Annotated in this window: 25 protein-coding genes and 1 pseudogene; 21 read left to right on the top strand and 5 right to left on the bottom strand. The window is 49.6% G+C overall.

What is annotated here, in order from left to right:
- The first annotated feature begins 75 nt into the window (after positions 1 to 75).
- Positions 76 to 1566, top strand: a complete 1491-nt coding sequence (locus ACFO8Q_RS10915) for a LysM peptidoglycan-binding domain-containing protein (RefSeq protein ID WP_380025806.1) — start codon at positions 76 to 78, stop codon at positions 1564 to 1566.
- A gap of 22 nt (positions 1567 to 1588) precedes the next feature.
- Here the strand turns inward: ACFO8Q_RS10915 and ACFO8Q_RS10920 are convergent, their stop codons facing one another.
- Positions 1589 to 1750 carry a hypothetical protein gene (locus ACFO8Q_RS10920; protein WP_380025807.1) on the bottom strand — a complete coding sequence of 54 codons (162 nt, stop codon included), beginning with the start codon at positions 1748 to 1750 and terminating at the stop codon, positions 1589 to 1591.
- A 118-nt stretch (positions 1751 to 1868) separates the two neighbouring features.
- Between ACFO8Q_RS10920 and ACFO8Q_RS10925 the strand changes: the two genes are divergently transcribed.
- The 4 genes and pseudogenes from ACFO8Q_RS10925 to ACFO8Q_RS10940 form a co-directional block, all read left to right on the top strand.
- A complete protein-coding gene (locus ACFO8Q_RS10925; RefSeq protein ID WP_380025808.1) occupies positions 1869 to 3218 on the top strand; it encodes an ABC transporter permease in 1350 nt (449 codons plus the stop codon).
- Positions 3218 to 3925, top strand: coding sequence for an ABC transporter ATP-binding protein (locus tag ACFO8Q_RS10930; protein WP_380025809.1), 708 nt, complete (start codon positions 3218 to 3220; stop codon positions 3923 to 3925). Before ACFO8Q_RS10925 ends, ACFO8Q_RS10930 begins: the two co-directional genes overlap by 1 nt.
- On the top strand, positions 3876 to 4367 hold the full coding sequence (locus ACFO8Q_RS10935; RefSeq protein ID WP_380025810.1) for a hypothetical protein: 492 nt from the start codon (positions 3876 to 3878) through the stop codon (positions 4365 to 4367). Before ACFO8Q_RS10930 ends, ACFO8Q_RS10935 begins: the two co-directional genes overlap by 50 nt.
- Positions 4368 to 4407: 40 nt before the next feature.
- Positions 4408 to 4975: pseudogene (locus ACFO8Q_RS10940) on the top strand (PQQ-dependent sugar dehydrogenase); the annotation flags it as partial.
- A gap of 162 nt (positions 4976 to 5137) precedes the next feature.
- Here the strand turns inward: ACFO8Q_RS10940 and ACFO8Q_RS10945 are convergent.
- Complete coding sequence (locus tag ACFO8Q_RS10945) at positions 5138 to 5245, bottom strand: putative holin-like toxin (RefSeq protein ID WP_380025811.1); 108 nt, start codon at positions 5243 to 5245, stop codon at positions 5138 to 5140.
- A gap of 189 nt (positions 5246 to 5434) precedes the next feature.
- Here ACFO8Q_RS10945 and ACFO8Q_RS10950 point away from each other — a divergent pair, with 189 nt between their 5' ends.
- From ACFO8Q_RS10950 to ligD, 5 genes are all read left to right on the top strand, one after another.
- On the top strand, positions 5435 to 5599 hold the full coding sequence (locus ACFO8Q_RS10950; RefSeq protein ID WP_380025812.1) for a hypothetical protein: 165 nt from the start codon (positions 5435 to 5437) through the stop codon (positions 5597 to 5599).
- A gap of 120 nt (positions 5600 to 5719) precedes the next feature.
- Positions 5720 to 8386: a valine--tRNA ligase gene (locus tag ACFO8Q_RS10955; protein WP_380025813.1), complete on the top strand. Its 2667-nt coding sequence runs from the start codon at positions 5720 to 5722 to the stop codon at positions 8384 to 8386.
- 112 nt (positions 8387 to 8498) lie between these two features.
- Entirely contained in the window at positions 8499 to 9797 is a 1299-nt protein-coding gene (locus ACFO8Q_RS10960) for a bifunctional folylpolyglutamate synthase/dihydrofolate synthase (RefSeq protein WP_380025814.1), read from the top strand.
- Between the two features lie 7 nt (positions 9798 to 9804).
- Complete coding sequence (murC, locus tag ACFO8Q_RS10965) at positions 9805 to 11178, top strand: UDP-N-acetylmuramate--L-alanine ligase (protein ID WP_380025815.1); 1374 nt, start codon at positions 9805 to 9807, stop codon at positions 11176 to 11178.
- Positions 11179 to 11186: 8 nt separating this feature from the next.
- Complete coding sequence (gene ligD / locus ACFO8Q_RS10970; protein ID WP_380025816.1) at positions 11187 to 11387, top strand: non-homologous end-joining DNA ligase LigD; 201 nt, start codon at positions 11187 to 11189, stop codon at positions 11385 to 11387.
- A gap of 123 nt (positions 11388 to 11510) precedes the next feature.
- Here the strand turns inward: ligD and ACFO8Q_RS10975 are convergent, their stop codons facing one another.
- Positions 11511 to 11645: a hypothetical protein gene (locus ACFO8Q_RS10975; protein WP_380025817.1), complete on the bottom strand. Its 135-nt coding sequence runs from the start codon at positions 11643 to 11645 to the stop codon at positions 11511 to 11513.
- Between the two features lie 295 nt (positions 11646 to 11940).
- On the opposite strand from ACFO8Q_RS10975, the gene ACFO8Q_RS10980 reads away from it, so the two are divergent.
- The 3 genes from ACFO8Q_RS10980 (at position 11941) to aspA (ending at position 15629) form a co-directional block, all read left to right on the top strand.
- The gene (locus ACFO8Q_RS10980; RefSeq protein ID WP_380025818.1) at positions 11941 to 12909 is read left to right on the top strand and encodes a ubiquitin-like domain-containing protein; all 969 of its coding nucleotides are present in this window, start codon (positions 11941 to 11943) and stop codon (positions 12907 to 12909) included.
- Positions 12910 to 13102: 193 nt separating this feature from the next.
- Entirely contained in the window at positions 13103 to 14068 is a 966-nt protein-coding gene (locus ACFO8Q_RS10985; protein ID WP_380025819.1) for a hypothetical protein, read from the top strand.
- Between the two features lie 136 nt (positions 14069 to 14204).
- Positions 14205 to 15629 carry an aspartate ammonia-lyase gene (aspA, locus tag ACFO8Q_RS10990; RefSeq protein WP_380025820.1) on the top strand — a complete coding sequence of 475 codons (1425 nt, stop codon included), beginning with the start codon at positions 14205 to 14207 and terminating at the stop codon, positions 15627 to 15629.
- A gap of 57 nt (positions 15630 to 15686) precedes the next feature.
- Here the strand turns inward: aspA and ACFO8Q_RS10995 are convergent, their stop codons facing one another.
- Positions 15687 to 16145: a hypothetical protein gene (locus ACFO8Q_RS10995; RefSeq protein ID WP_380025821.1), complete on the bottom strand. Its 459-nt coding sequence runs from the start codon at positions 16143 to 16145 to the stop codon at positions 15687 to 15689.
- A 29-nt stretch (positions 16146 to 16174) separates the two neighbouring features.
- Positions 16175 to 17404, bottom strand: coding sequence for a DUF2515 domain-containing protein (locus ACFO8Q_RS11000; RefSeq protein WP_380025895.1), 1230 nt, complete (start codon positions 17402 to 17404; stop codon positions 16175 to 16177).
- Between the two features lie 393 nt (positions 17405 to 17797).
- Here ACFO8Q_RS11000 and ACFO8Q_RS11005 point away from each other — a divergent pair, with 393 nt between their 5' ends.
- The 8 genes from ACFO8Q_RS11005 (at position 17798) to minC (ending at position 24455) form a co-directional block, all read left to right on the top strand.
- A complete protein-coding gene (locus ACFO8Q_RS11005) occupies positions 17798 to 18049 on the top strand; it encodes a DUF4321 domain-containing protein (RefSeq protein WP_380025822.1) in 252 nt (83 codons plus the stop codon).
- 3 nt (positions 18050 to 18052) lie between these two features.
- Entirely contained in the window at positions 18053 to 18658 is a 606-nt protein-coding gene (locus ACFO8Q_RS11010) for a Maf family protein (RefSeq protein WP_380025823.1), read from the top strand.
- Positions 18655 to 19362: a RadC family protein gene (gene radC, locus ACFO8Q_RS11015; protein WP_380025824.1), complete on the top strand. Its 708-nt coding sequence runs from the start codon at positions 18655 to 18657 to the stop codon at positions 19360 to 19362. Before ACFO8Q_RS11010 ends, radC begins: the two co-directional genes overlap by 4 nt.
- Positions 19363 to 19400: 38 nt before the next feature.
- Positions 19401 to 20435, top strand: a complete 1035-nt coding sequence (locus tag ACFO8Q_RS11020) for a rod shape-determining protein (protein WP_380025825.1) — start codon at positions 19401 to 19403, stop codon at positions 20433 to 20435.
- 24 nt (positions 20436 to 20459) lie between these two features.
- A complete protein-coding gene (mreC, locus tag ACFO8Q_RS11025; protein WP_380025826.1) occupies positions 20460 to 21311 on the top strand; it encodes a rod shape-determining protein MreC in 852 nt (283 codons plus the stop codon).
- An 11-nt stretch (positions 21312 to 21322) separates the two neighbouring features.
- A complete protein-coding gene (gene mreD / locus ACFO8Q_RS11030; RefSeq protein ID WP_380025827.1) occupies positions 21323 to 21832 on the top strand; it encodes a rod shape-determining protein MreD in 510 nt (169 codons plus the stop codon).
- A 31-nt stretch (positions 21833 to 21863) separates the two neighbouring features.
- Positions 21864 to 23708 (top strand): penicillin-binding protein 2, encoded by a 1845-nt coding sequence (mrdA, locus tag ACFO8Q_RS11035; RefSeq protein ID WP_380025896.1) that lies wholly within the window; start codon positions 21864 to 21866, stop codon positions 23706 to 23708.
- Positions 23709 to 23774: 66 nt separating this feature from the next.
- A complete protein-coding gene (gene minC / locus ACFO8Q_RS11040) occupies positions 23775 to 24455 on the top strand; it encodes a septum site-determining protein MinC (protein ID WP_380025828.1) in 681 nt (226 codons plus the stop codon).
- The last annotated feature ends 9 nt before the right edge of the window (positions 24456 to 24464 follow it).

Here is a 24464-nt window from a genome sequence, read left to right on the forward strand (position 1 = left end):
CTTTTTTTGTCATATGACAAGATGCATGGACATAAAGTGAACTGATACAAGGAGAACGTGGAGGAGGGAATACCCGTGGCTCTCGGCGATCATAATCAGGTGATTCGGATCCAGGTTGACCAACGGTTGGCATTGGAATCCGGAGTGGTTGGCGATTTACGCGAGGATGCAACTGTATCTACTGAAATAACGTATTTTGACAGGATCGGGGATTCGTATATTTTAGAAGGGATTCTGGCATTCTCAGGGGCTGTGGAATCCCCTGCGAGAGAGGGAGAAGACTCCGGTCCGGATTCGGTAACTCCTATTTCGTACCGGCTGCCTTTTGCTTTGCGGCTTCCGGTTCAAGGGCAGCCTAACTTCCTGGAAGTCAATACTCGAATTGGCAAGTGGGATGTGCAGCCTCTTGCTCCGGGATTTCTGCAACTGCAAGCTGAACTGGCCATTCAAGGTCTGAATGGGAAAAATGGCTATTCGTTCTATTGTGGAGAACAGGAGGACTGGGTTCAGCCCCAGATTGTCACAGCGGAGGAATCAATCGATCGATCTGAAGGAACGCCCAGAACAAATGCAGCGGCTGCAAATTTTGAAGCCGCCCTGCTCGAAACCAGACAGGATCAGGAAGAACAGGGGTATAACGAGCAAGATTGGTTGATCGAAGCGCAAGAAGAACGAGACGAACAAGATACCCTTGTTTTTAACCCTGATTACGGCTGGCATGAGCAGTTGAATTCCGCTCTCGAGCAACCCTCGGAGATGGAAGAGGTTCGAGTGGAACAAGTCTTCCAAGAGGAAGATTTGGATATGGAGAATCGTGCAGATCAGGAAGCGGATGAGGCGGAAAAGGAGATACGAGACCAAGAAGAGGATTACCAGTTTGAAGCGTTAGCGGACGAAGTGGTGAAGAAGGCATCCGTTGAGAAGTTATGGCCGGTGGGGGAACCTCCGGAGAAACCGGTGACTGCCATGACTCAACCGGAACAACAGATGCAGGAGATTGTTTCTGCCGCGAATGCTTCAGATGGTCCAGCAGAGGAGCAGATAGTTACTGCTCAAGGGGAACCGATGGAAACGGAACCTGTTGCTGCCGAGGCCCCGGCTCTTCAGTCTCCTGCAGGGCCGAAACTTTCATTCGGCTCGAAAAAAGAGGAGGAGGCTCCAGCGCCGGTTAAGCTGTCAGGCTTGCTCCATGGGGGATCGTTGGCAAAGAATTTCGCTCGGGAAAGCGTTCCAACAGACGATCCGGCTGCAGCAGTATCTCAAAATGCTTTGCAGCAAGACTCCGAACCAGTCAGCTCTCCCAGGGAGGAGCCGGCAGAACAGACCGGAGAAAATTTGACGGATGTGACCAATGAAAGCAGTTCGAGCATCTGGGGGAACTGGATTCAAAAAGCATCCGATAACAAGTTCACGTTAAAATTCCGTATAATTCAGGAGGCAGAATCTTTGGATCAGATTGCCAACAATTATGAGACACCGATTGAAAACTTAATGCGAGCGAACGGACTGACCAACGAGCAAGTGGATGTCGGTCAGGTACTGATCATTCCGGGAAGGCGGCGATAAGCCGCCTCTTTTTTATACTAGTTTAGGGACGGGCAATCAGCATGATGAATAAAACAAACGAGAGCATCATCAAAATGATGATATCCAGGAAGTTAGGAAAGAAAATCGCCCGGATGAAAAGCAGAAAGATTGAAGTGAGCAAAGCTACTTTCACGTACTTGACCAACCCAAGGAAAAATCCCATGGAAACTCCCTCCTGAGCAAAAGCCTACTCTAACCTATGAGGGGAAACAGTGTATGGTGCTTAATTCCCCCATTCATTGGAAAAGCTGAAAAATGGCGAATAAAAAGTGGGTGACGAGATGTTTTCCGTTCCGGAGCTGGTGTTTGATTTTCTGTGGCTTTCCGTTTTGGTTGGGGCCGCGGTGATGATCGTTGTTACCATGCGATCCAAAGAACCGGGCGATAACGAAGAAAGCGTTGTTGGCCATCAAATCTTTTTTTTGCGGTTTCGATTGATTTGGAACAATTTGTGGCGGAAACCGTTTCGCACGATTTTGTTGGTGGCGTCGTCTGCTATTACGGCCTCCACTCTATTCCTCAGCTATTTTTTTCTCAATAGTATGGACCGCAGCTTGTCTGCTGCAGGAGAACGATTTGGCGCGGATGTGATGGTGGTACCCAAAGGATATGGGGTCGTGGCCCAACAACTGCTGCTGTCAGGTACCATCAGCTCATTTTACATGCCGGAATCTGTGCTGCATCAGGTTCGTTCCATTCCCGAAGTGACGGCCGCCTCACCGCAGTTGTATTTGGAAACCTATTCCGGCGTGTGTTGTCAGGTAGAAGGTGACTTTCCGATTGTGGCTTTCGATCCAAAGACAGATTTCACATTAAAACCCTGGTTGTCAAATGCAGGCGGGCGCAAGTTTACCGAAAACTCGATTATCATCGGGAGTGACGCGGGTGGGCGGAATGCGATCGATCATCTGAATTCCGCTTCGTATCAGGAACATCTGAATTTGTTCCAGCACCAGTTCGTCGTTTCCCATCTTTTGTACCCCACAGGCACGGATGCGGACAATACGATTTTTATGGATCTCGGCAAAGTCCGTGAGCTTCGCAAATCCCCCCGTACATCTCTCAAGTTTCCCCAGAATTCAATCTCTGTTGTTTTGGTGAAGACAAAGCGGGGCGATGAAGAGTACGTGCGGCGGGAGATTGAGAGAAAAATTCCGGAGGTGTCAGCGGTAACGGGGATGGGTGTTCGGGAAACGGTTGAAAAACAGCTTTTTCCCATAAGGCTGCTGTCCTTCTTGATGATTGGCTGTGTGTTGGCAATGGCGGGTATGCAAGCGATGACGCTGTTTTCAGCGATAGTTGCGGAAAGGAAAAGGGAGATTGGGATGTTCCGCGCCTTGGGAGCCACCCAAGGTGCAGTTTATCGGTTCCTGCTGCAAGAAGCCGCTTTGGCAGGCGGAATGGGAGGCGTTGTGGGAACGCTCTCGATGGTGATTGTATTGTATGACAATCGTACGTTTATCCGAAAGTTGATTCATCTGCCGCTGCTGTTTCCGACTTGGGGGGCAGCGGCCTTGATTGCGATGGCAGCCGTGCTCTTTACCGTTTTGATAGCCGTGCTCGCCGCGTCCATTCCAATTCGATCGTTTCTCAAACAAGAACCGTACCTGGCGATTCGGGAGGGAGAATGATGATCCGTCTCAGACAAGTTACCAAATCGTTTTCTGCCAAGCAGGGAAATGTCACAGCATTGGAGAATATTAACCTTTCGATTGAACCTGGTGAATTTGTAACGATTATGGGACCTTCCGGTTCTGGCAAATCCACGCTTCTTTCCCTGATCGGTTTGCTGAGCAGTCCGTCTGAAGGGGAGCTGATTCTGGAGGGTCTGAATGCAAGCCAACTGTCGGATCGGCAGAAGACCGATTTTCGCGGTCAAAAATTCGGCTTTGTCTTTCAGTTCCCCAGCCTGGTAAACACATTAAACACTCGGGAAAATGTGCTGCTGCCCAAAATGCTGAGCGGAAAGCTGACAGAAGAAGATTGGAACCGGGCAGATGAACTGTTGGAGCAGGCAGGCCTTGCCGAAAAACGGTACAGCCGATCCTATGAACTCTCCGGTGGAGAACAGCGTCGGATCGCATTGGCTCGTGCCTTAATCAACGATCCCGATGTAATTCTTGCGGATGAACCTACGGGTGGACTTGACAAAAGTATGGGAAGAAGGATCATGGAGATTTTCCGCGAAATCCATAGACAGGGGAAAACGGTTCTGGTCGTAACGCATGATGAAGAGATGGCCGCCTATGGCGACCGATTGATCAAGTTAAATAAGGGGAGAATCGAGAATGACAATGGGACAACAATTTGCGGGGGAACAAGCGGCGCAACCGATTGAATGGAAACTGGCGATCGTAACAGGTTTACTCCTGGGTGGGGTGGCCGGGCTGCTATCCCTGTTTGGCAAGCAGTTCTATAACTGGGCTGTCCCCGGCGGCATGATGATTGCCAGTTGGGTTGCTGTGAATCGGGCTCAGGGCAGACGTTTCTGGGCGGGATTAAATGCTTCTCTTGTAGCGGGGGTCCTCGGATGGTTGATTTATCTGATTTGGAACTATTCGAATCTGGCGGCTGGAGGAACAGTCGGACAGGCCCTTCTGCTTTCCGCCGCATTTCTGGTGCCATTGTTTTTGATCATCAGTGTCTTCGGATCTTGGGTCTTCAGTCGGACACGCGAGCGGGTTCTGGCTGCTCAGGAGAAGCGGAGGCTTGAGGAAAAGGCGAAAAAGAAAGAGATGTATAAGAACCGCCCGAAGCGAAAGTACAAGAAAAAGAAATAGAAGCTTTTCTATGAAAAAATGGGCGAAAGTGTTCATCGGAGCGCTGGCGGGAAAAATACTGCGGATCGGGTTGGACGGTTCGATTCCGCAGGACAATCCTTTCACGGGTTCCCCCGTCTACAGTTTGGGGCATCGTAATTCGCAGGGTCTGGCTTGGCATCCGGTCAGCGGGAAATTTTACAGTTCCGAACACGGTCAGTCTGCTCTTGATGAAATCAACCTGATTGAGCCGGGAGCCAATTACGGTTGGCCGTTGATTCAAGGGGATCAGACGCAAGCGCCGGGGGCACCGACATTGAAATTAAAACGTCCGTTGCTCCATAGCCGGAACATTACGTGGGCGCCTTCCGGTATGACTTATGTCACCAAGGGTCCGTGGAAAGGGCAGCTGCTGGTAGCCAATTTGCGTGGAGCTCAGGTTCTGAAGATCGAATGGAAAGCGCCGGATTACACTACTGTAGAACGGTTTGCCGGATCAATTCGGCCGGATGCGCGATATTGTGGAAGGGCCTGACGGTTCGCTGTATCTTCTCACCAATAACAGAGACGGGCGGGGACAACCGCGGGAAGACGACGATCAGATCATCAGGTTAAGACCCTCCTATTAGGTTGTTTGCCAATTTTCAACTAAGTAGGTTATAATGGAGCCAGAGATAGCATAAAATGCAAACAACCGAGGTGTTGGCAGCACCCCGGTTGATGCACAACACCGCGGATGAGCGGTCATAGGTTAAGCCAGAAAAAAGTAACCTTTTCCTTGGCTGGGTGGGTTACTTTTTTCGTTGTGAAGCGTAGATTACTGTCGCAATCAATGTTGCAAACGAAATCATCAAAGTCAACGCTTCATAAACAGTCATGGCCTCACCCCCTTTCTTCAAGGGGATTTGACCGCCCACCCGAACCTATGGAATTGTGCAACCAAATTATACCACATAAAGTAAAACTAGGCTGGCTTGATTTTGACAAAATCATCTTTTCACGTATACTATGATATGAATCCAATAGTAAGCAAAAACATCGATGGGAAAGAGTAAAGCAACGAGCCCTACAGAGAGGGAAACCCGCGGATGGCATGGAATCTCGTTTCAACTGTCACACCGTTGGCTGCAAGGTATCCCGGCCAGTTCGTGCTTGAACGTCGTCCCGGAGTTGCCCAGGCGAACAGAGCTGCAAGGCGTTTCGTCAGTCTGCTCTCAGTAAGCTGGGCCGGTGAATCCGTTATCTTCTTTTGAGTGTGCGTGCATGTCAGAGGCTCGCAAAGTAAGGTGGTACCACGGAAGCAATCCTTTCGTCCTTAATCGGATGGAAGGTTTTTTATTTTTAATATTTTTGGGCCTATTGGGGGGTTGGCTATGTCAGTTGAACAACAAAACGCACAAAATCAAATTCCGACTGTCTATGATCCGCAGGCTGCGGAACAAAGGCTTTACGACTGGTGGATCGAAAACGAATTTTTCAAAGCAACCGGGGATCCCGAGAAGCAGCCGTATTGCATCGTGATTCCACCGCCGAATGTGACAGGTATGCTCCACATGGGACATGCTTTGGACTGCACTCTGCAGGATGTACTGATTCGCCATAAGCGGATGCAGGGCTATGATGCTTTATGGCTGCCGGGTATGGATCATGCGGGGATTGCAACCCAGGCACGTGTGGAAGCCACCTTGCGGGAAGAGGGTGTGAGCCGTTACGACCTCGGGCGCGAGAAATTCCTTGAGAAAGTCTGGGAGTGGAAGGAGCATTATGCGTCCGTGATTCGCTCGCAATGGAGACGGATGGGCTTCTCGCTTGATTATTCCCGGGAGCGGTTCACGATGGATGAAGGACTGTCGCGGGCTGTTCGGACCGTCTTCGTGAAGCTTTATGAAAAAGGGCTGATCTATCGCGGCAAACGGATTATCAACTGGGATCCTGCCGCATGCACCGCTTTGTCCGATATAGAAGTCGAATATAAAGACGTCAAAGGTGCGCTTTATCATTTGCGTTATCCGTTAAAGGACGGAAGCGGGCATATCACGGTTGCCACCACCCGGCCGGAAACAATGTTGGGTGATACAGGGATTGCGGTCCATCCGGAAGATGAACGATACAAAGACCTGATTGGAAAAATGGTGATTTTGCCGATTATCGGTCGTGAGATCCCGATCTTTGCGGATGAGTATGTAGACAAGGATTTTGGTTCCGGTGCGGTAAAAGTAACCCCGGCTCACGATCCGAACGACTTTGAAATGGGGCTTCGTCACAACCTGGAAATGATCAACGTGATGGATGAAAAAGCGACTATGAACGGGAACGCGGGACCATATGCAGGACTTGACCGGTTCGAATGCCGGAAAAAGATTGTGGCGGATCTGCAGGAGCAGGGAGTTCTCTTTAAGATTGAGGAGCATGATCATTCGGTCGGCCATTCGGAGCGGAGCGGTGCCGTTGTCGAACCGTTTTTGTCGACACAATGGTTTGTCGACATGAAGCCGTTGGCGGAACGAGCGATACAGCTTCAGAAAAGTGAGGATGCGGTGCGGTTCGTACCTGACCGTTTTGAGAAAATTTACCTGCATTGGATCGAGAATATCCGGGATTGGTGCATCTCCCGTCAGCTTTGGTGGGGCCATCGAATTCCCGCTTGGTATTGTGACAGCTGCGGGGAAACCATTGTAGCGACGGATGATCCGACCGCTTGTCCGAAGTGCGGCCATGCCGAACTGCGGCAAGATGAAGACGTGCTGGATACCTGGTTCTCCTCCGGGCTGTGGCCGTTTTCTACAATGGGCTGGCCTGATGAAACCCCGGATATGCAGCGTTACTGTCCAACCGATGTACTTGTCACCGGATTTGACATCATCTATTTCTGGGTGGCACGAATGATTTTTACCGCCCTTGAGTTCACCGGTGAGAAGCCGTTTAAAGACGTATTGATCCACGGTCTGGTTCGTGATGCACAAGGACGCAAAATGTCGAAATCTCTCGGCAACGGAGTCGACCCGCTGGAAGTGATCGAAAAGTATGGTGCCGATGCGCTGCGCTTCATGTTGATGACGGGCAGCAGTCCGGGGAACGATCTGCGCTTCAACTGGGAGAAGGTGGAGTCGGCACGCAACTTCGCCAACAAGATTTGGAACGCTTCCCGCTTTGTAATGATGAACGTAGGTGACTTCAAATATGAAGATGTCAATCTGAGCGGAGATCTGGGAACAGCAGACAAATGGATTCTCCATCGCTTGAATGAAACGGCTGAAGAAGTAAACTCGGCGCTGGAGCGATACGACTTCGGGGAAGCCGGACGCCAGATCTATGAATTCATCTGGAATGAGTATTGTGACTGGTACATCGAACTGGCGAAACTGTATCTGCAGGGAGATGACGCGGAAGCGAAGAGAACAACCCAATCGGTACTTGTATACGTACTTGATCAATCCCTTCGTCTTCTCCATCCGTTTATGCCTTTCATTACGGAGGAGATTTGGCAGCATATCCCGCACCAGGGAAAGACAATCACGCTGGCGGATTATCCGAAGTTCGAAGGACGTTTCGTCGCTGAGCAGGCAGTCCGGGAGATGGAACTGTTGATGGATATGATCCGTGCCGTTCGCAATATTCGAGCCGAAATGAATGTTCCGCCAAGCCGTCCGGTCACTCTGATCATCAAGCCTGCGAGTGAAGAGGCTGAGGCGTTGATTCGCCGTGGTGAAGCGTACATCGTCCGATTCTGCAATCCGGAGTCGCTTACAATCGACCGGAACCTCGCCACTCCGGAAAAATCGGTTACAGCTGTAGTCACGGGTGCAGAATTATTCCTGCCGCTTGCCGGCCTGATCGACATTGAGGCCGAAATTGCCCGGCTCGAAAAGGAGCTTAAGCATCTCGATGCGGAAGTCGAGAGGGTTGACAAGAAACTGGCAAACCAAGGTTTCGTTGCGAAAGCTCCGGCGGAAGTGATCGAGGCGGAACGGGCGAAAGGCAAAGACTATGCCGAAAAACGCGATAAGGTAAAGGCACGCATTCAAGAACTCCGTTCATAGATCGGGTGCAGGAGTGGGTCTCCCGCTGACTTTGGCGAGACCCAATCTGTTTGATTAACGGGCCGTCACTTTGATGAATGGTCAGGAATACGATGCTAAGGACTGATTGATTTTGATTATCGACTGGATCTCAAGTTTTCCTAAGTTTGACGGAAGATGGGGGATCAAACTTGGGTTGGAGCGAATGGAAGCTTTATTGGAACGAATGGGCAACCCTCATCATCAACTGCAGTTTATTCATGTAGCCGGTACCAATGGAAAAGGTTCAACCTGCGCTTATTTGGCTTGCATCTACCAACAAGCCGGTTACCGGGTCGGTCGTTATACTTCTCCCTACATTCTGCACTTTTATGACCGGATGTCAGTCAATGGAATTGATGTGACAGAACAGCAGCTGTCTATCTATGCGGAACAACTGAAACCTCATATTGAGGAGATCCGGTTCAGTGAGGTTGGAGAGCCAACCGAATTTGAAATTGTTACCTTGTTGGCAATTTTGTTCTTTATCGATCAGAAAGTGGATCTGGTAGTCTGGGAAACGGGGCTTGGCGGCCGGTTGGATGCCACCAATGTTGTATCCCCGCTTGCGACTGTGATTACCAACGTGGGATTGGATCATTTGGTTCATCTCGGACCGACGGTTGAAGTGATTGCACGTGAAAAAGCGGGAATCGCAAAAGAGGGAGTTCCTCTTTTTACAGGTGCTGAGGAACCGGCTCTCTCGGTAATTTTGGCTAAGGCGCAGGAGGTGGGAGCTCCTTATCGGGTATTGGGAAAAGAATTCGGATATTCGCGAAAAGGGTATTCCCTTGCAGGGCAGGCATTTGATTTTTATTCAACCGATATTGAGTTGCACGATTTGGAAATTTCGATGTTAGGGGAACATCAATGCAAAAATGCGGCATTAGCCGTTCGGACAGTTCTCCATCTATCCGAACAGGGGGTACTCCCTGTGGAAGAGAATGACTTGCGTACCGGCCTGAAGTTGACACGTTGGCCCGGACGGTTGGAGATCGTACGCCACCACCCGCTTGTGTTGCTCGACGGTGCCCATAATCCCCACGGAGCAGAGGCGTTAGCGGCTGCTCTGCACGAACTGTTGGGAAATCGCAAGCTCGTTCTGGTTCTTGGGATTCTGCAAGACAAGTTGGTGCCGGGTGTAATTGACCCGATTGTCCCGTTTGCGCATAAGATTATTGTAACTGCGCCAAATTCACCGCGAGCGGCAGATGTACGGGATGTGGAGATGTTTATTCGAGACAGGGTGACAGTACCGATTGAGTTAATCCCCAACGTTGCAGAAGCTGTTGATCACGCCATCCGCAGCATCGGCTCAGAGGAAGTGGTTCTTGTTACAGGGTCTCTTTACACAATCTCGGAAGCAAGACAATTTACCTCCAAGAAAGGATGACGTGCTTGTGAATCAGTTCCAACGAGTCCATTTTGTGGGGATTGGCGGTTATGGCATGAGTGCGATCGCAAGGGTAATGCTGGATCTTGGCTATATCGTGTCCGGTTCGGATGTATCCCGACAGGATGCAACCACGCGATTGGAGCTGTTGGGAGCCACTGTATACATCGGACATGATCGGAACCATGTGTCAGGGGTTGACTGTGTTGTATATTCCACGGCGGTGACTTCCGACAACGAGGAACTGATTGCAGCGCGGGAAGCGGGAATTCCCGTCTACCACAGGTCACAATTATTGGCAAAGCTAATGGATGAAAGGAAAGGAATTGCCATTGCCGGTGCACACGGGAAAACCACGACCACCTCAATGATCTCATTTATTCTGCAGGATGCCGGCCTTGATCCGACCTACGTGATCGGCGGAGTTTTGACGAATGTAGGCGATAATGCTCGTGCCGGAACGGGCGAATACTTAGTGGCGGAAGCGGATGAGAGCGATGGTTCTTTCATTCATTACCGGCCGCAGTATGCGGTAGTAACAAACATAGAAGCGGACCACTTGGAGAACTATGACGGGAATTTTGAAAAACTGAAAGGTGCATACCGAAAGTTTTTCTCAAATGTGAACAGTGCGGGCAAGATTATCGCGTGCTGGGACGATCCGATTGTCAGGGAACTTCTCGCAGACGATCCGCATCCCATTTTAAAATACGGTTTGCAGCAGGGGGAAGATGCGACTGCAAAGGAGATTGAGCTGTTCGATCGGGGGGCCCGATTTGAAATGGTTCGTGCCGGAGTCCCAATTGGGGTATTGGAGTTATCGATACCCGGGATTCACAACGTTTGCAACGCGATGGCCGCGGCACTGGCGGCTCTTGAAGCGGGGGTTGAATTTGCCAAAATAGCCTCCGCCTTAAAGAAATTTACCGGGGCCAAACGACGCTTTCAGGTACATTACGAGTCCCCAGTTTTAACGGTTGTGGATGATTACGCCCATCATCCGACGGAGATACGTGCCACTCTTGCAGCCGCGAAAGCAAGCGGCAGGCGGATTGTCGCCGTCTTCCAGCCACAGCGGTATACAAGGACTTATTATCTGTTTGAAGAATTCAGCCGGGCATTTCAAGCAGCTGATGAAGTGGTACTCACTGACATTTATTCGCCGGCAGGGGAGAAACCGATTGACGGAGTATCCTCGGAAAAATTGGCCCTGCTGATCTCGGAAAACAGCGGAGTTCACACGGTGTATCTGCCCACAAAAGAAGATGTTGTGTCCTATCTGCTCGAAAACATGCAGGACGGAGACTTAATCCTGACTATGGGAGCAGGCGACATTTACAAGGTAGCTGAGCGGGTAGCCGGTGCAAGAGTGGTTCAATAGAAACATGGATGCTCAGATACTACTTGTTGGCCGTAATTTTTAGGTGGGGGCGGGATGCGATCGATGGAGCAAGACCCCTTGCCACCGTTTCGGCACCGGTGACGTGGGAGGAAGTGGCAGACGGCTTCCACCCGTCCGATTTGACAATGTGGAATATGGCCGAACGAATAAAGGAAAAAGGGGATTTGTTTCAGCCCCTTAAGCACTGAGAAACACAGATACAATCAAAATCTTGATGAGATCCTGTCGTTTATAGAAGCACATGTCAAGTAACAAACATCCCTCCGTAACAAACCGTCAAGCCGGCTTTTTGGCTTGACGGTTTGTTGGATTTATCGGTCCTGATTCTTTTCCTGCAGCCGCTCTTCTTCCTTTCGTGAATATTTGTGAAGAATGAAAACAGGGATTCCGGCCAATACCAGGGCTGCTGCGATACTGCCGACTATATCAAACCATAGCTGATGCATTTTTTATCCCCCCTACTTTTTATATATTCAAAAATTTCGGGAAATTAACCTGTAGGAGATCATTGGCCAGTGACGAAAGACTATCAGGAGAAGGTAAGGGGGTGTCCGTTTATAGTCGGGGGCTCACTTTTGGTTGTACTATGGGGATCTGATGGTTGGATAAGTTATCCGAATTTAACATTTTAAAATTATGGTCTTGTAACCAACTTTTTCTTTCGATATACTGGAGGAGTAAATCGACAATTTAATATCGTGGGGGAGCTGAATGCATCCTGCACATTAAAGAGGTGATCGAGTGCGAAAGTTGAGTGGGAAGTCAATCTCAATTCTTGCTGCGGTTGCTGCAGTAACTGCCGCCGGCAGCGGTACTGCAATCTCCCTGCATAAGACTGTATCCGTCAAAGTGGATGGACAGTCACAGGAAGTGTCCGGATTTTTTACAGGATCACTTCAAGAGCTCCTGCAGAAACAGGGTATCCAAGTTTCAGCCCAGGATCTTGTGCAACCGGGCCTTAAAACACCGGTGACAGAGGGAATGAGCATTGTAATCAAGCACGCGCGTAAGGTATTGCTTAAGGATGGTAACAACGAACCGAAACAGTTGGTTACCACCGCAGATTCTGTTGCGGAAGTCTTGAAGCAAGCCGGTATCGAGCTTGCCGACCAAGATCGCGTAAACGTAGAACTGAAATCCACTCCGATCGAAGGGCAAACCATCGCAATAACTCGTCGCGAAATTCAAGTTGCAGTAACCGAAGAAAAAATACCTTTTCAGACCGAACGCCAGCCGAACCAGGATATTTTTAAAGGACAGGAAAAGGTGCTGACGCACGGTGTGGAAGGGTTGGCAAAAGTGACGACCCGGATTATTCTGGAAAATGGGGTCGAAGTAGACCGGAAAGTCGAAAGAGAAGTCGTCAAGGAGCCCGAAAAAAACGTAGTAGCATATGGAACAAAACCGGTGATAGTTGCATCGCGTTCGGGAGGCAGCTTCACTTCTGCCAAGAAAATGGTGATGTCGGCGACCGCTTACGCGGCTGGCGGACGTACCGCCACTGGCCGCCCTGCGCAATTTGGCGTGGCAGCGGTTGACCCGAGTGTAATTCCGCTAGGCACCAAACTTTATATCGAAGGATACGGATACGCAATTGCCGCTGATACGGGTGGAGCCATCAAGGGCATGAAAATTGACCTTGTATTCAACACCCAGGCAGAATGCCTTCAATTCGGCCGCCGTCAAGTGGTCGTACACATTGTCGAATAATAATTTACAGGGAAGCCGCTCCTTTTGGGGGCGGTTTTTCTCTATCCAATACTATAGACGTTGCAGACGGAAAAAAAGTTTCACGTTGTATGTCTCCAGGACGAACTTCTCTTAACTCTATCATTTTTGGCATATGAGCTTAAAACATGTCATATGGTAGAAACAAATGATAGATTCGGAAGGAGCAAGTACAATGGACAAGTCCCGTATGACGTTTACCTTTCGTCCAAAAAAAGAATCGCCGGTTGTGACCAGGGAATTGCGAGATCGCCGTCCGTTTGAATATAAAGCCCGTTCGGAACGAAAATCGTTCATTCGAAATGCGGATCCGCGCAAAAAAAGAGATCTTCATTCTGAGATTATGGGCCTGACTTGGTTGATGCCTGCCGCATTAGCGGCCATTACCGGCATTACGCTGGGGCTTGGGGTGTTGTTCTTATTTAAACACGCAGACCCTGAGTCGGGAGCCAGTGTCACAACCGTTAATTCCGGTCAACCGGGCGCGAACGCCGCTTCCTCCATACAGACATTTCCCGGTCTGGATTTGGTCGCCTACCAAGTCGGGGTCTATAAGGATCATGAGAGCGCGAAAAAAGGGGCTGCCGAGTTTGAGAAGTTTGGCATCCGTCCCGTACTCCGAAACTCCGATAAAGTTCAGCTGTTTGTCGGCCTTGCCGTGGACAAGACCCAAGGACAAACAATTGCCGATGCTTTGCAGCAGAATGCAGGTGCTTTAAGTGAGGCGAAGGCACCTTTGTATGTCAAAGAGTTCAAGATCCCGCAGCGAAAAGGTGCGATGACGGGGATTCCGGCCAAAGAGGCAGCCAACCTTGCCAATGTTCTTGCCCAAGCGGTGCAGATCATGAAGGACGGGGTCCCGTTGGCTGTCGAGAAGACTCCCAAGAAAGAAAAGGTTGAGGTATGGAGTCAACGGGTCCAATCACTTGTCCGCCAAGCGGAGATTGCCCGGAAGAGTTTGGAAAAAGCGGGCAAGAAAGGTGAATTGACACGCCTCGACGATATGATTCAGCAGTTGCAAGAAGCGAGTGCTTCCATGACGCAAGGAAAAGGCATTCTGGAAGCACAGCGCTCTCTGGTGCAAAGCGTGGTGGACTACGAGGAATTGACCGTGAAATTGATGCCTGCCACCGCACCATAATCACTCTTAAGTATGTCGCATCCGCCTGAATACCCGGAATTTCCAAGACCCTGCGGCCCTTTTTTGGACAAGCGTTTGATCAGTGTGATATCTTAGAATCTGATTACACGTCACTGCTGACAAAGGGGTCGGTTATATGAGCAACGTTCGCACAGAAAAGGACCTTTTAGGTACAAAGGAAGTACCAGCCCAAGCGTATTACGGGATTCAAACCTTGCGGGCGGTGGAGAATTTCCCGATCACGGGAATACCTCCGCATAAAGAGATGATTCGTGCTCTGGCGGCGATAAAAAAGGCGGCAGCCATGGCCAATCGAGATGTTGGAGTGCTGCGGTCCGACATTGCGGATGCAGTGATTCGGGCGGCGGAAGAAGTACTGGAAGGGAGACTGCATGAACAATTTATCGTCGATTCCATACAAGGCGGAGCCGGGACATCGATGAACATGAACGCCAATGAAGTGATTGCCAACCGGGCAATCGAACTGATGGGCGGTCAAAAGGGAGAGTACATTAAATGTTCCCCTAATACTCATGTGAACATGGCGCAGTCTACAAATGACGTGTTTCCAACCGCCATTCGGATTGCGTCGCTCAATTTGGCGGCGGGGGTTATCGAATCTCTTTCGAGTCTCAAATCCGCTTTCGAAACGAAAGCGAAAGAGTTTGACCAGGTGATAAAAATGGGCCGTACCCATCTGCAGGATGCGGTTCCGATTCGAATGGGCCAAGAATTCGGGGCCTACGCCAGAGTGATTGGACGTGATATTGCGCGGATCCGGCGTTCCTTGGATAATCTGCGCGAGGTGAATATGGGAGCCACTGCTGTCGGAACCGGATTAAATGCCATGCCGGAATACATAACCAAAGTAACCGAGTATTTGCGACAGATTACCGGACTTGATTTAAAACGGGCGGATGATCTGGTGGATGCCACCCAGAATACCGACGCTTATACGGAAGTGTCGGCAGCGCTCAAGATTTGCTCGGTCAATTTGTCCAAAATCTGCAACGATATTCGCCTGATGGCATCCGGCCCGCGCACCGGGCTGGGCGAATTGAAATTGCCGCCCCGTCAGCCGGGGTCGTCGATCATGCCGGGAAAAGTGAACCCGGTAATGGCAGAAGTCGTAAACCAGGTCGCGTTCCAAATTCAAGGCAATGACCAAACCATTTGTCTGGCGTCTGAAGCCGGGCAGCTGGAATTGAATGTGATGGAGCCCGTTCTGGTGTTTAATCTTCTGCAATCACTTTCGATCCTGCAAAATGCGGTACGGGTATTCACCATTCATCTCGTTCAAGGATTGGAAGCGAATATGGAACGGTGCAAAGAGTTGGTGGAACGCAGTGTCGGAATTATTACGGCCATCAATCCGCATGTTGGATACGAGACGGCCTCGATGGTGGCCAAGGAAGCAATTACAACGGGGCGTTCTGTCCGTGAAATTTGTCTGGAAAGAGGCATCCTGACAAAAGAGGAATTGGATGTGATCCTGAATCCGCTGGAAATGACAACGCCGGGAATCGCTGGAGCCCAGCTGCTGTTTGGGGATCGGAAATAACAGAAAGGGCGGGTAAAAAGGATGGACTTACTCCTTTTGCCCCACCCTTTTTGCTTTTTACAGATTTCTCGCAACCTTCGTCAGCCGCTGCTCGATTTCACTGAGTCCTTCGTGCGCATAACTTTCAAGCCTTTCCAGTGCGGAGAACACCTGTCCGGTTTGCAGGAAGGGGTCATTTGTCACGGTTTGGGCTGTTGAAGCGTTGATCCCCTCCTGCTGGGACAATTCACCCAGCATCCGATATGAATATTGCAGATCTTCCACCAGTTGTTCCTGATTGGGATGTGAAATCGACTTTACTTCCTCAATGATTTGGTGCAAGGAATTGTGGAGCGAGGTTAGCGTGGCAACAGCGCGATTTTCTCTCCGAATGAATGTTTGCAGGTGCTCCCCTACGGCAGATTGAGGGTGTTCCTCCAGCCCTTTGGCTAACTGTTCATTGTTTCTTTCGTCTTGGGCCAGTTGACGTATCGATTGAAGCAAGGATTCAAGTTTCGCTCTGGTATGTGTGCTCATATCAGGTCTCCTTTGACAGATTGTCCCTTTTACCTTGTCCTGACGTCAGGTTCCATATGCTCTTTTGCCAGAACCGCCAACTCCACTTTATTCAAACCCAGGCAAAAATCATCGGTCATATCAAACGAATACGGCGTTTTAAACGGCCGGAAAAATTCCATGACCGAAAGATCCGTAAACCAGTCGTACCTTTCGGGGGGGGCCACCGGCTGATCTGGCCACACGCTCTCAAGCTCCGGGCTGTAAAATGGCGGGGCATCCTTTTTCAAAGTCCCGGCTACCATTCTTTCTTTTACATAATCTCCGTTTTGGTGAATGGATTTTGAAAACAGATGGGGCCAAAAATCCGCTCTCGAACCTGTATGAGGAACTTGTTTTGCAAAGCGATGAGCACCTTCATACACGTCCTGTATCCCGAACAAGATCGAATATAAGCTCATCCCTACTCGTATCCTCTCCTTTACATCCGTAAAATCTTCCAGAATCAGACCGGCCAGTCTGGGGGAAAGTGAAGCTTCGGACTGTTTGTGATAAGAAAAGAAGGGGAAGACAACCTGTGTCAATTGCAGAAGTGTCTGTGATTTGAATTCAAGAGTTCCGTACACGTGCCGCTGAAACACCGGATTTTCGGCAACCCTTTTTTGGATATAGTTTTGTTCGTTAATGATGAGTGCTGCTGTAACTAACTGCGAGTTTGTCGACTGCCAGAATTCTTCCCAGACCGGCCTCATGAACTTGGAAACGTACAGGGCGGGCAGGAGGTGAAAAAGATTTTTTTGCCGCTTCACGCTTTCTTCATATAAGAGCAGCTGCGGATAGGCATCTTGGAAAATCAGGGCATTCGCCCGTTCAAGGGAATGAAAAAAATGGATGATTTCTTGTTCCTCGAAGAGATGGGGAAGAAGGTCACCTTTCAGATCGGTCATGTGCCACCCCCCATTGCGGGAGACCATGTGAGCCAAAAATGCCCAGTGCAATTCCGGAAATTTAAAATACATTTGCCGGTATGCTTCCGTTCGGGTGATGTTGTTTCGGTTTCGTTTGGCTGTAAGTTCTTGTATCTTTTTCACAGCTTCACGTTCGACCGAATTCAAATCGGCGGGACTTGTATCTTCTTTCAGAACCGTTGAAAGGTTTGATTGCAGGGAATCAAGCACATCTTTCGGGAAGCGCAGGGAATGCCAAATCCTGTTGACCTCCGTTTCGTATGATGTGCTGTTCACCATCAGTTTCAAATTGGTAAAAAATCTGGTCAACACACTGATCAATGCCCGCACCCCCCGACTTCATTTCAAGCTGGAAATGCAAAAATCGTCCCATTCTGAAAGACCTCTCCGGGAGACTTCAAAATGGGACATCCTGATCATTTCTCTCCGATTTGTTCGACCTTTCCTTGTTCAAGCGGCTTTCCGTCTCTTCTTGCACTGTTTTCATTACGCGGATTTTTCTTTTTGTTCGCTTGTTCTTTAAGTGCCATTCGCGTTCCCTCCTTAAACGTAAGCATGCCCAAACGAGCGCTTCTGAATGTTTTTACAAGATTTTCATAAATCTTTTTCGGTTTTGCAGCAGGAGGCACTTCCATTTTTGTCGAATTAATCACCAGATTGTCGAGTTGTGGCAAGTGGACATGCGCGGATAAAGGGGGTATGATTATGGCAAGGTCATCCTCCAATCTATGGAGACTGATTGGGATCCTGATCATCGGCTTGACGATCGGGACACTCGCCGGGAACCTGTTGGCTAATGCGTTTCATATTACCTGGCTGGACACATGGACACCGATTAGCTGGAATCCTGCCGCAGATTTTGGTATTGTCAAATATGATCTTCATTTACAGGTAAAACTAAATTTGGCAAGCCTAATCGGATTGGTGTTGGGATACCGGATTTCAAAAAAGATGTAGGTGATGCATGTGAACAAATTGGTTCTTGCGTCAGGTTCTCCTCGACGCCGTGAACTCCTTTCCGGTTTGGGGCTTCCTTTCGATGTGATCGTTTCGGATGTGGATGAGACGATCGAAGAACAGATGCCCCCGGAAGAAATGGTTCGTACATTGGCGTACAGAAAAGCGTCTGCTGTTTCGAACACTTTACAAGATGGCATCGTAATCGGGTCAGATACAATTGTTGTACTAGACGGGCAAGTACTTGGCAAACCTGTTGATGAGCAGGATGCACGCAGCATGTTGAGCAGGCTGCAAGGACGTGCCCATACGGTGTATTCCGGTGTTGCGGTGATTGAAGCTTCTACAGGGAGACATTTGGTAGGTCACCGTTCCACACTTGTACATATGCGTTCTTTAACAGATGCTGAGATAGTGGCGTATGTCCAGACAGGCGAACCGATGGACAAGGCAGGTTCATATGCCATTCAGGGTATAGGATCGACAATCGTCGATCGGATTGACGGGGATTATTTTACTGTCGTTGGACTTCCCATGGAACTGCTCGCTTCGATGTTAACTTCCTTTGGTATTCATGTGTTGAAGGCAACGGAGGATAGTAAGAGGTGAGCTGGTTGAAGGTTGAGGAATCAATTCGTGTACTTGTCCGGGATGTACCGGCGGAAGAGAGACCCCGGGAGCGCATGATCCGCGATGGTGCCTCGAGTCTTAGCAATGTTGAATTGTTGGCGATTCTTTTGCGAACCGGATCCAACGGACAATCGGTTCTGGGATTGGCCGAACAACTCTTATCCCGGTTTGGCGGACTCCGCTCGCTCATGGAAGCGGATTTTCATGAGATCATTGATATTCCGGGCATGGGACCTGCAAAGGCTCTGCAAATACAGGCCGCGATCGAAATAGGCAAACGGATTGCAAGGCTTTCCAGAGAACCGTTAACTGTAATCCGGAGCCCCCAGGATGTGGCCGATCTGTTTATGGATCGTCTGCGTTTTGAGAAAAAGGAACATTTCGTCGTGATTCACTTGGATACAAAAAATCAAATTATCGCGGAAGAAGTGGCTTCCATCGGATCGCTTGATTCTTCAATCGTGCACCCTCGTGAAATCTTCAAAACCGCTCTTAAGAAAAGTTCTGCTTCCATCATTTGTGTTCACAATCATCCCAGCGGCGATCCGACTCCTAGCCGCGAAGACATTCTCGTTACCAAGCGTTTAGCAGAAGTTGGTCAGATCATGGGAATTGAAATGTTGGATCACATTGTGATCGGTGAGCAGCGCTTTGTCAGTTTGAAAGAACAGGGCTTATTTTAATTTACACAGCGCACTCGTCTTGAAGGGAGTATCAAATAATGCTTAGCAATCGTGATATGGGTATTGATTTAGGGACAGCCAACACGCTGGTGTTTGTAAAAGGAAAGGGGATTATTGTTCGTGAACCGTCTGTTGTCGCAATCCGTACTGATAGCGGAGCAATTGAGGCGGTGGGTGAGCAGGCGAAAATGATGATTGGCCGTACGCCGGGCAATATTGTCGCCGTACGTCCGATGAAAGACGGCGTAATTGCTGATTTTGACACTACGGCAACCATGCTTCGTCACTTTATTCGCCAAGCGATGAAAAAGAAATCGGTTTTCTCCGGACGTCCCCGTGTGATGGTTTGTGTTCCGTCCGGCATTACAGCAGTCGAGAAACGCGCGGTGGAAGATGCCACTTTGCAAGCGGGTGCGCGGGAAGCTCACACGATAGAAGAGCCGATGGCGGCAGCTATCGGCGCCGGACTGCCTGTTGGTGAACCGACAGGTTCCATGGTTGTGGATATCGGCGGAGGGACGACAGAGGTTGCGATCATTTCTCTCGGCGGGATCGTGACCAGCCGCTCCATCCGTGTGGCGGGAGACGAAATGGATGAAGCGATCATCCAATACATTAAGAAAGCTTACAATCTGATGATTGGAGAGCGAACTGCCGAGGAACTGAAAATCTCGATTGGTTCTGCTATGCCCTCTGACCGCAAAGAAACAACGGAGATTCGCGGACGCGACTTGGTAACGGGGCTTCCGAAAACATTAACCATCTCCGGTGAAGAAATTGCGAAGGCACTGGGGGACACTGTCAATTCCATTGTGGATGCGGTGAAGATTACGCTAGAGAAATCACCGCCCGAATTAGCGGCTGACATTATGGATCGGGGCATTGTCCTGACGGGGGGAGGCGCCCTGCTTCGGGATATGGACCGCTTATTGTCGCGGGAAACAGGCATGCCTGTTGTGGTTGCCGAGAACCCGCTGGATTGTGTGGCGTTGGGCACGGGGAAAGCACTGGATCTGATTCACTTGTTCAAGAATCGGAGCGGTTATACTTCGAAGAAAAGATCCTTACGCTAACCGAGAAAAGGATGTGGGTTTCGGGTGCCCCGTTTCAGTACCAACAAAAGACTTTTAGTTTTGCTTCTAAGCTTGATTATCTTGACGGTCGTGGTGTCCTTTTCCGTTAAAGAAAGGAAGGACATCACATGGCCCGAGAAAGTTTTAATCGATGTCTTCTCATCGGTTTCAAATGTGGTGTATCAACCGGTGGGGCATATCGCGGGATTTATTGATGAAGTTGAGCACATTCTCGCGCTGTATGAAGAAAACGCCGCTTTGAAACAAAATTTGCGGGACTATAATACTCTCAGCGTGAGATTGTCCGAATTGGAGCAGCGGAATAAGCTGCTGGAAACAGCTTTGAATTTCAAAGATCAATCCCCTTATAAATCCCATATGTGGCCCGCAAATGTTACCGGGCGAAGCCCGGACAAATGGAATTCGTCCATCACGATCGACAAAGGCGAAAAAGACGGGGTCAAAAAAGATATGGCAGTGATTGCTCCTGACGGCGGGCTGGTCGGGCGGGTCATGAGTGTTGGCAAGTACAATAGTACGGTGATTCTGATCACGGATACGAACCGGATGGGAATATCGGCTGTTGTTCAGGATTCGCGTGCGGTTGGAATAGTCAACGGTTCGACCAGTGAATTGGGCGCTGTCGAAATGGGATTAATCGACAGGGAAGTCAATCTGACTCCGGGACAAAAGGTTGTTACCTCCAATCTGTCTGACATTTATCCGCCTGGCATTCTGATCGGCGAAATTACATCATCCGGCATGGAAGATTCCGGACTGACCAAAAAGGCGATTATCAAACCGGCTGCCAAGCTGGACCGTCTCGAGGTTGTGTTTTTGGTTCAACGGGTGAACCCGACTGACGGTGGGAAATAAGGAGGCAACCGATGCGTCCGATCTTCCTTTTTCTAATTCTGTTACTTGGTTTCATTGTGCAAGCAACCATATTTGTCCAAAAGCCTTTTAGTTGGATTCAGCCGACTCTTACGGTTATCTTGATTTTGTTTACTGCCTACTATAGGGGACAGCTGCTCGCCATGATACTGGGGATCCTGGTCGGCTTGATTCAGGATATCGTATATGGAAGCATCATCGGAATGCATATGTTCTCATTAGGGGCAACCGGATATTTTGCCGGATCGATGTTCCGGGTGTTTCTGAATCGAAGTCTCATCATGCTGATGCTGATGATTCTTGGGTTTTCGGCGGCGTATGAGTTTATCAACTATGGAATCGCCGTAATTTTTGGGAGGATTTCCGTTGATTTGCTGGCGGTTCTGACACATGCGGTTCGCTTGATGATTTTTAACGGTGTATTCGCATTGATTCTGTATCCGTTTGCGGATCGCTGGCTGCCGGCGGACGAAAAGTGGGGCATGGGAGAGGAATATCTCTAACCGTAGAACGGGAGGGATTTCCTTGCATGAGATGGATCGGACACGTTCAATAAGATGGTTTTGGATCAAGGTCGTTGTGGTTGTGGCTTTTTTTGCCCTTCTGCTTCGGCTTTTTACTATGCAGATCACGAATGGAGAGGTGTACCGGGCCAAAATTGAAAATGAGCGGATCGACCGATTTGTCATTGCGGCTCCTCGGGGGCAGATTATGGATCGAAACGGAACTCTGCTGGCCGGCAGCAAGAAGGTGTTTAACCTTGTCTACCTCCCGCTGGAGGGGCGGGATGCTGCCAGTACGACTGCCAATCGGCTCGCTCCTGTCCTTCACAAGGATCCGAATGAATTGCTCACCGCGATGGACGTGGGAGACAGACCGAAATTGCCCTGGTCACAGCCGAGAAGAATTTTTTCGAATGCGGACGAGAAGCAGTTGTCGTTTGTTCGTGAACACCCGGATGCACTTCCTGGAATTCATATCGTGGTCGAATCAAAAAGGGAATATCCACAGGGCCATAGAGCCTCCCATGTAATAGGGTACCTGAATTCAATTCCGGCCGAAGAATGGATGAAATATCAAGAGCAAGGATATCCGCTTGACGCCCAGATTGGAGTGTATGGAATTGAAAAAAGGTACGAGCGGTACTTGAGAGGCCGCGATGGGGCGTTAGTGATCCAGTCAGGCATGGATGCATCCGGTAAGTTTTCGGTTTCGGAAGTCCCCTCCGTTCCTGGTCACAATCTGACTCTAAACATGGAGGCCCGTTTGCAAGCGGCGGCTGAGCAAGCACTGCAAGAGCAAATTCGTGCAATCAATTCGGATCCGAAGAAACGAAAAGTTTCACATGCTTCCGCTGTGGCGGTGAACCCGAATACGGGTGAAGTGCTGGCTATGGCAAGCTGCCCGGGATTTAATCCAAATATTTGGGTCGGGGGGATCTCGCCGGAAAATTATCGGGCCTTTCAACCCGCACAGCAGAACTGGGCTTTGCAGGTACCCGTTGCCCCGGGTTCCACCGTAAAACCTTTGACATTTCTGCTTGCGTTTGAAAAAGGATTGGTAACACCCCGCCAGTATATCCACGATCCCGGGCGCTTGCAGGTTGGGTGGGAAACGAATGGAAATCCTCATTATTTTTATTGTTGGGACCGAGCGGGGCATGGGGATGTGGATGCAAGAAAAGCGTTGGCGGTGTCTTGCAATGTGTACATGTATCAACTTAGCTTATGGCTTGGGAAATATAGTCACTCCGTCGATGCGGCCCGTTGGTTGAAAACAGATCTGCCGGCTGCCATTGAGAACTTTCGGAATTATCATAGCCAGTTCGGTCTTGGAGTTTCAACAGGAATTGATTTGCCGGAGGAAGTAAAAGGCCGTCTGTATGCGACTGGGCAATTGGCTGATTTGCCGTTTACCGCGATCGGACAAAATCAGTTTTATACCGCCATGCAGCTCGCCCAGTATGTGAGTGTGCTGGCGAACGGCGGGAAAAGGATGGAGCCTCATGTCGTGAAAGAAATAACATCCCATGACGGAAAACTTGTCTCCAGCATCAATCCCAAGATTTTAAACGAAGTTCCGATCCATCCCGAGGCATTAAAAGTCGTGAGGGATGGAATGCGGGATGCGATTGCAAAACCTTACGGAACCGCTCACCAGACATTTAAGGGGGCTTCTTATACAGCAGCAGGCAAAACGGGAACAGCGGAAACGGGACAGGGGGAGGATAATGCCCTTTTTATCGGATACGCGCCTGCTGAAAACCCCCAAATCGCCGTTGCAGTGGTTGTTCCCGGGGGAGGTCATGGATCGGATTCGAGCGGTCCGATTGCTAGAAAAATTCTGGATGTGTATTTTCAGGAAGGAAATCGGCCTTGAACTGGCGAATTAGTACGAGCGAACATATGTGATTCCGGAATGTACCGCAAGACAGGAGGACCCGAAATGCAGGATCAACCCGGGTGCGAGATGCCTCGCTACGTTAGACATCCAGTAACTATTAAGGGCATCCGTGATGGATTGGTTTTTCTTTTTGACGATCAATGCTCGTTTGAGGAGATACTCAGTGATCTCAAAGAGAAATTGCATGGTGCACAGGGCCAACTGTTATTCGGTCCGATCGTTCGTGTGACGATTCAGACTGGACGCCGAATAGTAACGGAAATACAGAAACAACAGATTCGGGAAATTTTGAGTATTTACGGAAACTTGATTATACAAGAGTTTGTCTCTGCACGTGAGAGTGAAAGTATTAATCCAACCGGGGGTCCATTTCTGTATAAGGGAACTGTCCGATCCGGCCAGCGGGTGGAGCATGATGGCGATATTACCATCGTTGGGGATGTAAATCCCGGAGGTCAGGTACTGGCGACCGGGGACATTTTTGTAATGGGCACATTGCGGGGGATGGCACATGCCGGCTGCAAGGGGGACGAGAACGCGGTCATCGGGGCTGTCTATTTTCAACCGACCCAATTACGAATCGGTTCCGTGATTTCACGTGCCCCCGACGTGGATTCGCAGATGCAAATCGAAGCTGCGGAAATGGAATTTGCCTATTTGCGCAATGGGCAGATGGCAGTCGACAAACTGTTGAATTTATACAGCATCAGACCAAAAAAATAAACATTGGGA

The sequence above is a fragment of the Effusibacillus consociatus genome (genome assembly GCF_042652925.1).
GTDB lineage: Bacteria > Bacillota > Bacilli > Tumebacillales > Effusibacillaceae > Effusibacillus > Effusibacillus consociatus.